The sequence below is a fragment of the Mycolicibacterium nivoides genome (assembly GCF_003855255.1).
Lineage (GTDB): Bacteria > Actinomycetota > Actinomycetes > Mycobacteriales > Mycobacteriaceae > Mycobacterium > Mycobacterium nivoides.
Window position 1 is genome coordinate 4,842,644 of the sequence record NZ_CP034072.1, and the last position, 13,457, is coordinate 4,856,100.

Sequence of the window (13,457 nt, forward strand, 5' to 3'; positions counted from 1 at the left end):
TCCACAATTCTTACTGAACAGACAGAGTTCGTGACCGAGCCGTAGCGCAGTTGTGTGGTAATCGAGCAAACAGCGCTGTCCTTGCCGAATCGCGTGCCGATTTCCACTTCCTATTCCGAGTGCCGATTCGGACCTCATTTACTTCCCGATTCGCCCCCGGGCGGGCCTTCGTACGATCATCGTCGGATGTTCCGGGTGTTGTTCTTTTCTCCCCGCATCGCACCCAACACCGGCAATGCGATCAGGATGGTGGCAGGTACCGGGTGCGAGCTGCATCTGGTCGAGCCCCTGGGCTTCGATCTGTCCGAACCCAAGCTGCGCCGGGCCGGCCTCGACTACCACGACCTGGCATCGGTGACCGTGCACGTCGATCTGGAGGCCGCGTGGCGCGCGTTGATGCCGGCCCGGGTCTACGCATTCACCGCCCATGCGTCGACCTCGTTCGCCGATATCGCCTACCAGCCGGGAGATGTGCTGATGTTCGGCCCGGAACCCACCGGACTGGACCCACAAACTCTGGCCGACCCGAATATCACCGCGCAGGTACGTATTCCAATGCTCGACGGCAGGCGGTCATTGAATCTGTCCAATGCCGCGGCCGTCGCGGCCTATGAGGCATGGCGCCAACACGGGTTCGCCGGCGGCGTCTAGTTACGCCGCGGGCGTGGGCCGCCACGCGACCCACGCCCGAATCTCACAGAGAGTTCATACACCGGCTTCACAATTGCACCGGAGGGCAACAGCCGCCCCAGAGCCCCCAGGGCTCACCAACTGTCCCAGTGCGAGAACTGCTCGGCCGGAAGGCGCTTGGCCTTCTTGAAGTCGGTGCCCTTGGTGTAGGCGATCGGGAACAGCCCCGCCTGCGCGTACCGATCGAACGGAATGCCCAGCAGTTCGGCGGCCTGCTTCTCGCCGTCACCGAGCAGGTGCAGCGTCGTCCAGGCCGACCCCAGGCCGCGCGAGCGCAGCGCCAGCATGAAGCTCCACACCGCGGGCAGCAGTGAACCCCAGAAGGACGCACCGATCCCGGCGGGTGCGCCATCGGGCCGGCCCTCGAGGCACGGGATCATCAGCACCGGCGCCTTCTCGAAGTTGTCGGTGAGGTACCTGGCGGAGCTCATGACGGCGTCCACCTGCTGATCGCGGATGTCACCGCGCTCGGGTGCCGGCAGGTCGAGGTACGGGTTGGCGTTTGCCCGGTAGATGTCGGCCAGGGCCTTCTTCTTTGCCGGGTCCTCGACGAAAACCCATTGCCAGCCTTGCGCATTCGACCCGGTGGGCGCCTGCAGTGCCAGGTCGAGACACTCCGTGATGACCTCACGCGGAACCGGCTTTTCGAAGTCGAGGCGTTTGCGCACCGAGCGGGTGGTGGTGAGGAGCTCATCAACGGTCAAGTTAAGGGCTGGTTCGGCTGTCATGCCGCGAGACTACAACCGCTCACCGGTGAAATCAGAGAAGCTCCCCAGCAGTTTGCTGGGGAGCTTCCAATCATCGTGCGCCGCAGTGCAACTCAGCTAACCGATGAAGGTTGCGCGCCGTCGCCGAATCGGCGACCGCGCACGGGGTCTATCAGCCGGCGTTCTCGGAGACCAGCACCGGCTCCCAGCCGTTGGCCTGCGGCTCGTCCGATGAGCCGTAGTCGGCCGAGGACGGGACGGCGTGGATGCCGTGATCGTCGCCGGGCAACCCGCCGAGCGCCGCGATGGTGTCCCGGATCTTGGCCGCCTCGGCGTCGGTCGGCGTTGCGCCGGCCTCGAGCTCGTCGAGCAGTCCGTCGCGCAGGCCGGCACCGTTGGCCACTTCCTGCGCCGACAGCTTGGCGTGGATGCGGGTGACGTAGATCTGCTGTCCCAGAGAGGATCCCGGCGCCGAAGCGGCATGGGCCATCAGCGAGTCATACCGCTGACGGACCCCGCTCAGCGCCACGATGACCGCGGGAGACGGCCGGTTGCTGCTGGCAGCCTCGGCCAGGGAGGCACGCAGCTTGCGCAGACCGGACAGGACGACGTCGGCGCGCTTGTGGAACTTCTTGTCCTCGGGGAAGGGCAGTGCATCGATCGCGGCGGAATACATGTGCATCGCCGCCTCCGACAGACTGACGATGACCGCCGAATCACCTTCCAGCGTCGCGTTTTGTCCCATGGGCCCTCAATTCTCAAGCGAAAAGATCAACAGAAAAGTGAGCGGCCGGTTGCCGGACCTGTCGGACCGATCCACCGCCGCTCGCGGTGAGCACGCCGATGACACTAGCGGTTACAGCGCGGCTCGTCATCGCTAGGGGCACTTGAAGAATGACGAAAAACAGAGTATGCGAATGCCGGTGCCACCGGCCGGTAGCGCCCGCTGCCGAGGTTGGCCTTACTCTGAACGCCGGCACGGTGGCAGGCTTGGCCGATGGGAGGTCGACATGGCCGGACTAACTGAATCGACAAGGGTCGCTGAGTCTTCAGGGGGTGCCCCGTTGGATTACAGCCAGATCGGTGACACGACTGAACCGATGCGGGTGGCGGCGGTGGATCGCGACCCGGCCCCCAATGCCTTGTCGATCGACCCCAAGGCCGGCATCGGTTGGCTGGTGTGCGGCGGCCTGAGCAGCCTGGCCATCGTCTGGTATCTGCTGTTCAGCCCGGGCGAGCGCGGAAGCAAGGCCGAGTGGTTCTTCGGTGCCGTCATCTTCGTCGTCGTGATGGTGACGATGTGGCTGACCCTCACCGTCCAACGTCAGGCCAAACACGACATCGCCCAAGCCGACGAGCGTCTGCGCCGTGAGTTGGCGGCCGCCGACGAACGCTCGGCGCTGGAACTCGCACTGACCCAGAAATGGCATCGGGCCCAGATGGAGTCCCAGCAGAAGCTGCACGATGCCGAACTGGTGGCGCAACGGGAACTGGCCCGCATCGAGCGCAACAACCTGCTCGAACAACTACAGAAGCAGGCGATGATCGAGGTGTCACGTGCGGTCGGCGCACACACCCGGATGCTCGCCACGCTGTGGACCGAAGGTGCGACACAACTGCGCAACCCGGACCGCGACGAGCGGGAAACCGTGATGAACGCGCTCTTCGGACAGATCAGCCAGGTGGTCAGCGACGTTTCGGTCGAACTGGACAACGCCCATCTGCTCAGCCAGGACGACCGCCTGCAGGATGCGCTGAACCGGGTCAACGACGCGGTGCTGCTGGCGATCCAGGTTGCCGAGGATCTGCACGCCGACGTGGTCGAGGGACGGACCCCGGAAACCAACCCCATCCCCGCGGTCCAACGCCTGCTGCACGAGCGGGCCACGGACGCGCGGCGGCTGGCGTGGTCGCTGCTGCGGACCGGGCTTGAGGACAGCTCCCAGAGCGCCGTGGATCAGGGCGATACCGTCTGACCCGACTGCAGCGACCGCCGTGCGTGGTCGATCAATCGAGCGGCACTGGCACTTGGCTTTCTGGCGCTGTTCCACACCAACGCCAAGCACCCACGCAGATCCAAGTCTGCGATGTGCGACAGGCTCGATCCTTCCCGATGAATACCCCTGGCCGACAGCATGTTCGATGCGATCGAACGCGGCCCGACCGCCCCAGCCGGTCGGTCGACGAGCTCCAGATCTCCGCCTGAGCACCTTCCAGAGCCTGGACTATCGCAACTCGCGCTTCGAAACTCTGAGCCACGTCGCGGTGGAGTTCACGCCCGGCGCGCTGGATTCGGCAGGCACCAGCTTTCCCGTGAAGAAATCTCGATGCAGTCCGGATCGGGGCCTGATGGATATATCGCCTGGGCCCACTAACGGGTTGACACGCCGGGGACTGTGCACACCATGACGCGGCGGGCCACGAGAGCCGCCGCCCGCGGGTCGCCTCGTTCGATTGCCGAGTAGAGATCCGCGTGCGCCTTCTCATCGCGGCGGACGGTGGCCTCGGACCAATGGTCGCGACTGGAGAAGATCTCTTCGGAAGTGGCCCGGAGCGTCCCGGCGAAGGACTCGTACAGCGTCACGAGCACCGAGTTATGTGTTGCCGCAACGATGGCCGCATGAAAGCGGAGGTCAGCGTCGATGAGATCATTCGTGCTCGACGCCGTTCCCCGCGCTGTCAGGGCTCGCTTGATCTCATCAAGATCCGTGCGGGTACGGCGATGGGCGGCCAGCCGGCTCGCCTCGACCTCCAACAGCAGCCGAACCTCGGTGACGTCGCCGATATCGGATTGCCTGATCTGACGATCGAGTTCTGATACCGGGGTCGCAGAGACCACGAAGGTGCCGGAGCCTTGCCGCGAACTCAGTTGCCCGGAGGCGATCAAGGACCGCACAGCTTCTCTGCTGGTGGACCGGCCGACGCCGAGGAGCCTGGCCAGTTCCTGCTCATTCGGGATACGGGCACCAACCGGCCACTCGCCCTGCTTGATCAGCCGACTCAGTTCGGCGCAGCACTGCACGACAAGCGAATCGCGTTCGACCGCTCGAACCGCCACCCCAGCCTCCTCGTCATCAGGTACCGGCATGGTCCTCTGATGATCTTAGGTGTTGTGGGTCGAGCGGCTCAGCACTTGACGTCGACATACACGGTCTTACCGGTGACCGTGGTGGAGAGGTCGCCACCCGGGACCCCGTGATCGGTGCGCGAGTACGTCTGGCCGTGCCGAACCGCAGTCACCGCGCAGTCCTCGGAGCGTCCTGTGCCGAATCTGTTGACCACGACGGCGTAGCCCTGGGCCTTGAGCTGGCGGACAACCTGATCGACCGACGACGGCCCGGATGGCGCGGCACCGACCACTGGGGCCGGACCGAACAACACGCCTAATAGAGCTGCTCCAGCCCCCAATGACCCGCCCAGTGACACTGGGTGAACTGGTTTGTGAGTACAGCGAAACCGCCTGGTGGACATGCTGTTCATATCGCGATCCCTTTCCACGCTTCGGGCCCTGCGTGACCTCCGGCTAACTCGAAATTGCTCAGGTCCTCTGAGCACTTTGACCATAACACCGCCCCTACGTCGAAGTAAGGGTTACCTAACTCACAGGGCTCAGCGGAAATCTCGTGACCGCGAACCGACCCTCAGCTCGACCGGGCTCATCTGGTCGGCGATCACGGTGACCGCGCCGCTGGCGTTCTGCACGATGCCTCGGACCACCAAGGCCGGCGCCGTCTGCGCCAGCTTGCGGTAGCGCGCCCACACCCCGGGCGCACACAGCACGTTGACCATCCCGGTCTCGTCTTCCAGGTTCATGAACGTCACGCCCTGCGCAGTCGCCGGACGCTGCCGGTGAGTAACCGCCCCGGCAACCAGGATCCGGGTTCCGTCGACGACATCCAGCAACTTGTCGGCAGGAATCACGCCCAGCGCGTCGAGATCGGCGCGCAGGTACTGGGTGGGATAGCTGTCCGGCGAGACACCGGTGGCCCACACGTCCGCGGCCGACAGTTCCAGCGCACTCATCCCCGGCAGCGGCGGGACATGCGAGGACGAGCCCACCCCCGGCAGCCGTTCCGGCCGCTGGCCGGCCGCCGCACCCGCCGCCCACAGCGCCTCACGCCGGCTGATCCCGAAACACCCCAGCGCACCAGCGGTGGCCAGCGCCTCGGTCTGGGGTACCGACAGCTGCACGCGGCCGGTCAGGTCGATCAGGGTTTCGAACGGCCCGTTGGCATTTCGTTCATCCACCAGGCGCCCCGCCAACTCGTCACCGATGTGACGGACACTGCCCAACCCCAGCCGCACATCCATGCCGGCGTTTTCCAGCGTCGCGTGGGCCAGGCTGGCGTTGACATCGGGTCCGTGCACCGCCACCCCGTGCCGGCGCGCGTCGGCGACCAGTGACTGCGGCGAGTAGAACCCCATCGGCTGGGCCCGTAACAGTGCCGCGCAGAACGCCGCCGGGTGATGCAGCTTGAACCACGACGAATAGAAGACCAGCGACGCGAAGCTCAGCGAATGACTTTCCGGGAAACCGAAATTGGCGAACGCCTCCAGCTTCTCGTAGATCCGCTCGGCCACCTCGCCGGTGATCCCGTGCATTTCGGCCATGCCGTCGTAGAACCGGTTGCGCAACCGGCGCATCTTCTCGGTCGAGCGTTTGGAGCCCATCGCCCGGCGTAACTGGTCGGCCTCGGCCGCCGTGAAACCCGCACAGTCGACTGCCAATTGCATGAGCTGCTCCTGGAACAGCGGGATGCCCAGCGTCTTCTTCAGTGCGGATTTCATGGACGGATGGTCGTAGGTGACTTCCTCCAGACCGTTGCGGCGACGGATATAGGGGTGCACCGAACCGCCCTGGATCGGACCCGGACGGATCAGCGCCACCTCCACCACGAGGTCGTAGAACTCCCTCGGCTTGAGCCGGGGAAGGGTGGCCATCTGCGCGCGGGACTCCACCTGGAAAACTCCGACCGAGTCGGCCTTCTGCAACATCTCGTAGACCGCCGGCTCGGACAGGTCCAGCTTGGCCAGGTCGACGGCGATGCCTTTGTGTTCGGCCAGCAGGTCGATCGCGTAGTGCAGCGCCGAGAGCATCCCGAGACCGAGCAGGTCGAACTTGACCAAACCGATTGCCGCACAGTCATCTTTGTCCCATTGCAGCACGCTGCGGTTGGCCATGCGGGCCCACTCCACCGGGCACACGTCGGCGATCGGCCGGTCACAGATCACCATGCCGCCCGAGTGGATGCCGAGGTGCCGCGGCAGGTTGGCGATCTGGGTGGCCAACTCGATCACCGGCTGCGGGATGTCTTCCGCCTCCGGCGAGTCCGGACGCCCGTTCCACCGGCTGAGCTGCTTGCTCCAGGCATCCTGCTGCCCCTGGGAGAAACCCAGCGCCCGGGCCATGTCGCGGACCGCACTCCGGCCGCGATAGGTGATGACGTTGGCGACCTGCGCGGCGTAGTCACGCCCGTAACGCTCGTACACGTACTGAATGACGTTCTCGCGCAGGTCCGATTCGATGTCGATGTCGATGTCGGGAGGGCCGTCTCGAGCCGGGGACAGAAACCGTTCGAACAGCAACTCATTGGCGATCGGGTCGACGTTGGTGACTTTCAGCGCGTAGCAGACCGCCGAGTTGGCCGCCGATCCCCTGCCCTGGCACAGGATGTCGTTGTCCCGGCAGAACCGGGTGATGTCGTGCACCACGAGGAAGTAGCCGGGGAACTTCAGCTGCTCGATGATGCGCAGTTCGTGTTCGATCTGCGCGTAGGCCTTGGCTGCGCTGCCGACGGGCCCGTACCGTTCAGCTGCCCCGGCCATCACCAACTCGCGCAACCAGCTGTCTTCGGTGTGCCCGGCCGGGACGTCGAACGGTGGCAGCTGCGGGGCGATGAGCGCCAGACCGAAGGCGCACTGCTCACCGAGATCTGCTGCGGCCGTGACAATCTCGGTACCGAACCGCCGGGCCATCTCCTCCCCCGAACGCAGGTGAGACCCGCCGAGCGGGGCCAGCCACCCGGCGGCGGTATCCATCGAGTTGCGGGCCCGGATCGCCGCCATCGCCATGGCCAGCCGCCCTCGGTCGGGGGCGGCGAAGTGCGCACCGGTGGTGGCCACCACCGGTATTCCGAACCGCGGGGCCAGCCCGGCCAGGACGGCATTGCGCTCGTCGTCACACGGATGGCCGTGATGGGAGAGTTCCATGCTGACCCGGTCGGCCCCGAAGCGGTCCACCAGATCGGCCAGCGCGGTGGCGGCAGCTTCCGGCCCGCCCCGGGAAAGCGCCTGGCGGACATGACCTTTACGACAGCCCGTCAGGATGTGCCAGTGCCCACCGGCCGCCTCGGTGAGGCCGTCGAAGTCGTAGCGGGGCTTGCCTTTCTCACCACCGGCCAGGTGCGCCTTGGCGATCTCGCGGGACAACCGCCGGTAGCCCTCCGGACCGCGGGCCAGCACCAGCAGATGCGGGCCGGGCGGGTCGGGGTCCTCGGTGCGGGGAATGTTCCCCAGCGACAGCTCGGCGCCGAAGACCGTGGCCACATCCAGCTCTCTGGCCGCCTCGGCGAACCGGACCACACCGTAGAGGCCGTCGTGATCGGTCAGCGCGATCGCCCGCAGGTTCAGCCGGGCCGCCTCCTCGACCAACTCCTCCGGCGTGCTCGCGCCGTCGAGGAAGCTGTACGCCGAATGCGTGTGCAGTTCGGCGTAACGGACCGACGTACGCGGCCGGTCGAGTTCCGGCGGCTGATAGCTACCGCGCTTACGCGACCAGGCGGGGCTGTCGCCGCCGTCGCCCGCGGGCTCCAACGGCATGCCGGAACGGCGCGGCTTGCCGGTAAGTACCCGCTCCATCTCCGACCAGCTCGGCGGCCCGTTGTGCCAACCCACCACGCCATTGTATCGAACACTTGTTCGAAATACTGAAACGTTCACGCAGTTCCGCACTATGCCATTAGCCAATGGCAGTAATATTCGCGAATGGCGTCGCAGCTGCAGGAGCAACGGGCCAAGACACTCGGCGCAGTCTTCGATCCGCACTCCAACGCACTCAACGTCTGGCGGCTCATCTTCGCCTCGATGGTGATCATGCAGCACTCTTGGCCGCTGACAGGCCGCCGGATGAGCGGCCCCTTCACCCAGCTGCTCACCGAAGTGTGGGTCGACGGCTTCTTCGTGATCTCCGGATACCTGATCACCTCGAGTTGGATGCGACGGCCCAAGCTGCGGGAATACCTGGCGGCGCGGCTGTTGCGGATTTTCCCGGGCCTGTGGGTCTGTGTGCTCGTCGTCGCGTTCGTCATCGCGCCTATCGGCGTGCTCGTGCAGCACGGAGAACCGCTGGCGTTCTCATCACAGCTCACCTGGGCACTCAACAACGGTCTGCTGAACGTCTTCCGCGGCGATATCGACGGCACCCCCATGGGAGTGCCATGGCCGGGCGTCTGGGACGGGCCCCTGTGGACGTTGATCTTTGAGCTGATCTGCTACGCCGCCGTCGCCGGGCTCGGAGTAGCCGGGCTGATGAGCAAACGCTGGACGATCCCGACAGCATTCGCGCTCTCACTTATCGGCGCCGCCGCGGTGGGTTACCCCGTACTCGCGGTCGAGACGATTCCACAGATGGTGACCCGTTTCGCGCTGACGTTCAGCGCCGGCGCCCTGCTCTATCAGTTCCGCGACCGGCTTCCGGCGAACTGGCCGCTGGTAGCGCTGAGTGTGGTCCTGGTCGTGGCCGGCGGTCTGCTGCCGAACTACCGCGTCTTTGCGGCACTACCCTTGGCGTACGCCGTCATCGTGTCCGGCGCATTGTTGAAACGGATTCGGCCACAATTGCGTAACGACATCTCGTACGGCATCTACATCTACGGCTGGCCGGTCCAACAGCTACTGGCGATGATGGGCCTGACGTGGTTGCCACCGGGAGTGTTCTTCGTCGTCGCGACCGCGGTCACCATGCCGATGGCGGCGGCGAGTTGGTTCCTCGTCGAGAAGCACGCCATGAAACTCAAGCGGCGGGTACAGACCGAAGAGCCGACTCAGCCGGATACGTCCATGCGCTGGGTGCCGAGCACCGCCAGTAGCCGCATCGCCTCTTCGGCGGGCGAACCCGGCTCCGGGGTGTAGATGTACAGGTGCTGATCGCGATCGGCGATGTCGAGCACATCGCAGTTCACCGCGATCGGCCCGACCGTCGGATGCGCGAACGTCTTGCACAACATCGGCCGGGCGTTGACGTCGTGCGAATCCCACAGTTCGGCGAACTCAGCACTGCCCGAGCGCAATTCGGCGATCAACTCGACCGTCTCCGGATCGTCCGGATAGCGTGCCGCGGTGGCACGCAGGTTCTGGGCGCAGGTTCGAGCGAACACATCGGCGTCGGACACGCCATAGAGCCGTTGCCCGCCCGGGCCCCGCGGGCCCAGGAAAGCCCGCCGTACCAGGTTGCGGTCCCGGCGCGACAGTGCGGAGAAATCCTCCATCAACGCGCAGGCGAGGTCGTTCCAGGCGATCACCTCGTACGTCGCCGACACCACGATCGCCGCGGCCCGCGGCAGCCGCTGCAACAAGTCGAGGATGCTCTGGCGCACCACCCGCGGCGGCCCTGGCGGCCGCTGCGGTTCGACGCCGGCCAGCAGGTAGAGGTGCGCCCGCTCGGCATCCGAGAGCCGTAGCGCCCGAACCAGACCCGACAGCACCTCGCCCGACGGGTGTGGCGCACGGGCCTGCTCCAGGCGCGTGTAGTACTCGGTCGAGATGAACGCCAGGTGCGCGACCTCGTCGCGGCGCAGCCCCGGGGTACGGCGCCGCAGACCGACCGGCAGGCCCACCTCGGCGGGACTGATCCGCTCGCGCCGGCTGCGCAGGAAGGCACCGAGCTCTCGCTTGTCCACGGATCCATTCTCCCGGCCGTCACGGCAGGAGCCAGGTATAGCTGGTACCTGGATTCGAACTCCGGTCCGACGCAGGCTCGTCGGCATGACTTCTCCGACGAAGACCGGCCTGCTGGACGGCAAGATCGCATTCATCTCCGGCGCGGGACGCGGCATCGGCGCCGCCGCCGCGCGGCTGTTCGCCGCCGAAGGTGCGAACGTCCTGCTGGCGGCCAGGACCGAAACCCAACTCAAGACGGTCACCGACGACATCCGGGCGGCCGGCGGCACCGCCGAGTACGTGGACTGCGATCTGGCCGACGGCGACAGCGTGCGCGCCGCCGTACAGCGGGCCGACGAACTCTGGGGCCGTCTCGACGTCGCCTTCAACAACGGCGCGACGATCCAACCGCCTGGACCGCTCGACGAGGTGACCGAGGATGACTTCGACCACGTCTACCGCGTCAACCTCAAAGGGGTGTGGCTGGCATTGAGTGCTGAGGTCGCCGCGATCCGTAGGACCGCGAAAACCGGTGCCATCGTCAACAATTCCAGCATCGGCAGCTTTCACAGCAACCCGGAGCTGCCGGCCTACGGCGCCATGAAGCGGGCCGTCAACAGCCTCACCGAATCGGCCGCGGTCACCTACGGCCCCGAAGGCATCCGGATCAACGGAGTGGCACCCGGCCCGACGTTGACCGACATGATCCAGGAGTGGGACGACGCCAGTCCGGGCGTCCTCGACAGTCTCATCGCCGACACCCCGCTGCGGCGCGCGGCACAGCCCTCCGAAATCGCCGAGGCCGCGGCGTGGTTGCTGAGCGACCGCGCCTCCTACGTCACCGGGGCGACATTGCGTGTCGACGGGGGCAAGTGGGTGTAAACCAGCCGGTCGGCTGATCCGGCTGGTTGCCACCGGCTTCACGTAGCCTGGCAATCGTGTTCCGTGAGCTGATCGCGCTCGGGATCCGCTCGGGGTCGGTGTACCGGGTGGACATCACCGACGGCGCCGCCACCACCCTCTATACGCAGGGCATCGGTCCGTCGCCCGATGGGGTTGTGGTGAGTGACGGCGTCGTCTACTGGACCACAATGGGAGTGCCCCACCGTGATCCAGCTGCGAAAGGCGAAGCAAGCCTGGACTATTCGGCCCCCAACGGGGGCCTTCACGCCATCCCCATCGACGGCGGCGAAGCGCGTGACATCGTTCCGGTCGGCTCATTGACCACCGGCAAGCAGCTGACGACCGACCAATCCGGAACCCTCTACTGGGGAGACCGGGAAGGCTGCCGGGTGAGCTGCGCGCGAACCGACGGCACCGGCCTGACCGACCTCGTCGTCAACACCCGCGACGACAGCTGGTTGCAGGAGTGTGTCGGCGTAGCCGTCACATCCGAGCATCTGTACTGGACCCAGAAGGGCCCGGCCAAGGGCGGACGGGGCCGAATCCTGCGGGCCGGCTTGGCAATTCCCGCGGGCGAGTCCGCGGAGTCCCGGACGGATATCGAGGTGCTGTGGGATCACCTGCCCGAGCCGATCGACCTGGAGATCGTCGGCGGCTGGTTGTACTGGACCGACCGGGGCGCCCCGCCCGCCGGCAACACCCTCAACCGGGCGCCGCTGCCCCCGCCCAGTCAGTCGGGCGCTCAACCGGAGATCCTCGCAGACGGATTCCGTGAGGCCATCGGACTGGCAGTGGACGAGCCGGCCGGTGTGGCCTACGTATCCGACCTGGGCGGCCAGATCCGAGTGGTACCCCTGGCCAGAGGGCGCGCAGACGAAGCCCGCGTACTGGTCGACCTGCATGAGCCGATCTCGGGGATCGCGGGCATCACCGGCTAACAGCGCCGCACTCACGGACCTGGCTGGAACTGGCACATGCTCGTCGGGCCGTTCCAGATGATGGACCAGGTGGGGCTGGACGTCGTACTCGACATCGAGAACCACTATGCCGAGGAGAACCCGCAGCTCCCGGCCGGTCCAGGCGAACTGTTGCACCGCTACGTCGACGCCGGAAAGCTCGGCGTGAAGACCGGTGAGGGCTTCTACTCGTACCCGGTAGATCGGCCTTCGGGCTGCCTGATCGCCGTCGACCCCCTACGATGCCCGTGGGCTGGGGATCGGCTGTGAGAGGACGGCAATGGCGTCAACGAAGTACATCGGCTACGTCGGAGGTGTCGCGGTAGCGGCGGGAGTCGGGGCGGCGATCGCCGTGGCCGGCCAGGGCACCGCACACGCTGATTCGACGGACAAGGCGTCCAAGGACTCGACCAGCAGCACATCGCAGCACGTCAACGCCGGACCCAAACGCGTCGCGGCCAAGACCGGCGACACCAAGCGGGCCAAGCCCCTGTCCACGTTCAAGGACAGCGTCAAGGACAACATCGACAAACAGGCCGACAAGATCGAGAAGGCGGCCGCACACTTCACCAAGGCCGTCCAGGACGCAACGCCCGCCAAGCCGCTGGCGGTCAAGGCCAAGCCGAGGCCCAGCGCCAAGGAGTTCGAGGCCGAGCAGGTCGCCAAGCTCAAGGACCTGTTCACCCCCAAGCAGGCCGCGGCTCCCAAGCCTGCGCCCGTGGTGGAGGACAAGCCGGAGACCGGATCCGTCGCGCAGCCGAAGAGCAAGACCTTGGCCACCCCGAAGGTCGGCGCCGTGCAGACCCAGGCCGATACCGCGGCGGATGGCCCGGCCTGGGATCCCAACCCCTTCCGGGCCGATGACCCCGACCCCAAGGATTTCCCCAAGGCAATAATGGATCTGCGGCAGGCACTGCTCGACGCGTCACCCGACCAACTCGATCCCTTTGTCCGGGAAGCCACCGAGCAGATCTACCGGGGCAGCCAGATCGTGCCGTGGGTCAACGCGGTGATTCCGATCAGCAAGATTCTGCCCAGCCTGGCCCCAGCGCTCGGCGATGACGACGCAGCCCGTGATGCACGTCAGACCATCATCACGGAGCTGATCAAGACCACCCCGCCGGGTTCGGCGCTGTACTACGGCTACGACATCGTCGCCGACTTGATCAACCTGGAAGAGCCGGGTGCTGCCCTCAAGGTCCAGGCGGTTGCAACGGTGTGGGACCTGCTGGATCCGTTCGAGCTGGCGCACAACAAGGGCAACTCCGGAATCGGCGGCGCGGCCGGCAGCTGACCACCTCGCGAAACCGACGCCGTGGTCGTA

At 66.2% G+C, this 13,457-nt stretch carries 12 protein-coding genes and 1 pseudogene; 7 read left to right on the forward strand and 6 right to left on the reverse strand.

The features are described from left to right. Positions 1–186 precede the first annotated feature (186 nt). The gene (locus EH231_RS23635) at positions 187–651 is read left to right on the forward strand and encodes a tRNA (cytidine(34)-2'-O)-methyltransferase (RefSeq protein WP_124713460.1); all 465 of its coding nucleotides are present in this window, start codon (positions 187–189) and stop codon (positions 649–651) included. Between the two features lie 113 nt (positions 652–764). On the opposite strand, the gene EH231_RS23640 is transcribed toward EH231_RS23635, so the two are convergent. Together EH231_RS23640 and EH231_RS23645 are read right to left on the reverse strand one after the other, a co-directional pair. After that, entirely contained in the window at positions 765–1,418 is a 654-nt protein-coding gene (locus EH231_RS23640) for a nitroreductase family protein (protein WP_090432407.1), read from the reverse strand. A 151-nt stretch (positions 1,419–1,569) separates the two neighbouring features. Continuing rightward, positions 1,570–2,142 (reverse strand): forkhead-associated protein, encoded by a 573-nt coding sequence (locus EH231_RS23645; protein WP_090432405.1) that lies wholly within the window; start codon positions 2,140–2,142, stop codon positions 1,570–1,572. Positions 2,143–2,461: 319 nt separating this feature from the next. Between EH231_RS23645 and EH231_RS23650 the strand changes: the two genes are divergently transcribed. Further along, positions 2,462–3,373 carry a F0F1 ATP synthase subunit B family protein gene (locus EH231_RS23650; protein ID WP_090432403.1) on the forward strand — a complete coding sequence of 304 codons (912 nt, stop codon included), beginning with the start codon at positions 2,462–2,464 and terminating at the stop codon, positions 3,371–3,373. Positions 3,374–3,768: 395 nt separating this feature from the next. Here the strand turns inward: EH231_RS23650 and EH231_RS23655 are convergent, their stop codons facing one another. The 3 genes from EH231_RS23655 to EH231_RS23665 all read right to left on the reverse strand — a co-directional run bounded on the left by EH231_RS23655 (position 3,769) and on the right by EH231_RS23665 (position 8,291). Continuing rightward, positions 3,769–4,485 carry a FadR/GntR family transcriptional regulator gene (locus tag EH231_RS23655; protein WP_234941146.1) on the reverse strand — a complete coding sequence of 239 codons (717 nt, stop codon included), beginning with the start codon at positions 4,483–4,485 and terminating at the stop codon, positions 3,769–3,771. Between the two features lie 38 nt (positions 4,486–4,523). Then, on the reverse strand, positions 4,524–4,778 hold the full coding sequence (locus tag EH231_RS23660; protein ID WP_321180027.1) for a Rossmann-fold NAD(P)-binding domain-containing protein: 255 nt from the start codon (positions 4,776–4,778) through the stop codon (positions 4,524–4,526). A gap of 228 nt (positions 4,779–5,006) precedes the next feature. Next, the gene (locus EH231_RS23665; protein WP_090432897.1) at positions 5,007–8,291 is read right to left on the reverse strand and encodes an error-prone DNA polymerase; all 3,285 of its coding nucleotides are present in this window, start codon (positions 8,289–8,291) and stop codon (positions 5,007–5,009) included. 90 nt (positions 8,292–8,381) lie between these two features. Between EH231_RS23665 and EH231_RS23670 the strand changes: the two genes are divergently transcribed. Then, positions 8,382–9,527, forward strand: a complete 1,146-nt coding sequence (locus tag EH231_RS23670; RefSeq protein ID WP_090432399.1) for an acyltransferase family protein — start codon at positions 8,382–8,384, stop codon at positions 9,525–9,527. Here the strand turns inward: EH231_RS23670 and EH231_RS23675 are convergent. Beyond that, positions 9,440–10,294: a helix-turn-helix transcriptional regulator gene (locus tag EH231_RS23675; RefSeq protein ID WP_090432397.1), complete on the reverse strand. Its 855-nt coding sequence runs from the start codon at positions 10,292–10,294 to the stop codon at positions 9,440–9,442. The genes EH231_RS23670 and EH231_RS23675 overlap by 88 nt on opposite strands. Before the next feature lie 85 nt (positions 10,295–10,379). Here EH231_RS23675 and EH231_RS23680 point away from each other — a divergent pair, with 85 nt between their 5' ends. The 4 genes and pseudogenes from EH231_RS23680 to EH231_RS23695 all read left to right on the forward strand — a co-directional run bounded on the left by EH231_RS23680 (position 10,380) and on the right by EH231_RS23695 (position 13,427). Beyond that, positions 10,380–11,156, forward strand: coding sequence for an SDR family NAD(P)-dependent oxidoreductase (locus EH231_RS23680; protein ID WP_090432395.1), 777 nt, complete (start codon positions 10,380–10,382; stop codon positions 11,154–11,156). A 56-nt stretch (positions 11,157–11,212) separates the two neighbouring features. Further along, on the forward strand, positions 11,213–12,115 hold the full coding sequence (locus EH231_RS23685) for a hypothetical protein (protein ID WP_090432393.1): 903 nt from the start codon (positions 11,213–11,215) through the stop codon (positions 12,113–12,115). Positions 12,116–12,142: 27 nt separating this feature from the next. Then, positions 12,143–12,403 (forward strand): annotated as a pseudogene (locus EH231_RS23690) (3-hydroxyacyl-CoA dehydrogenase family protein); the annotation flags it as partial. Positions 12,404–12,413: 10 nt separating this feature from the next. Beyond that, the gene (locus tag EH231_RS23695) at positions 12,414–13,427 is read left to right on the forward strand and encodes a hypothetical protein (RefSeq protein WP_090432391.1); all 1,014 of its coding nucleotides are present in this window, start codon (positions 12,414–12,416) and stop codon (positions 13,425–13,427) included. The last annotated feature ends 30 nt before the right edge of the window (positions 13,428–13,457 follow it).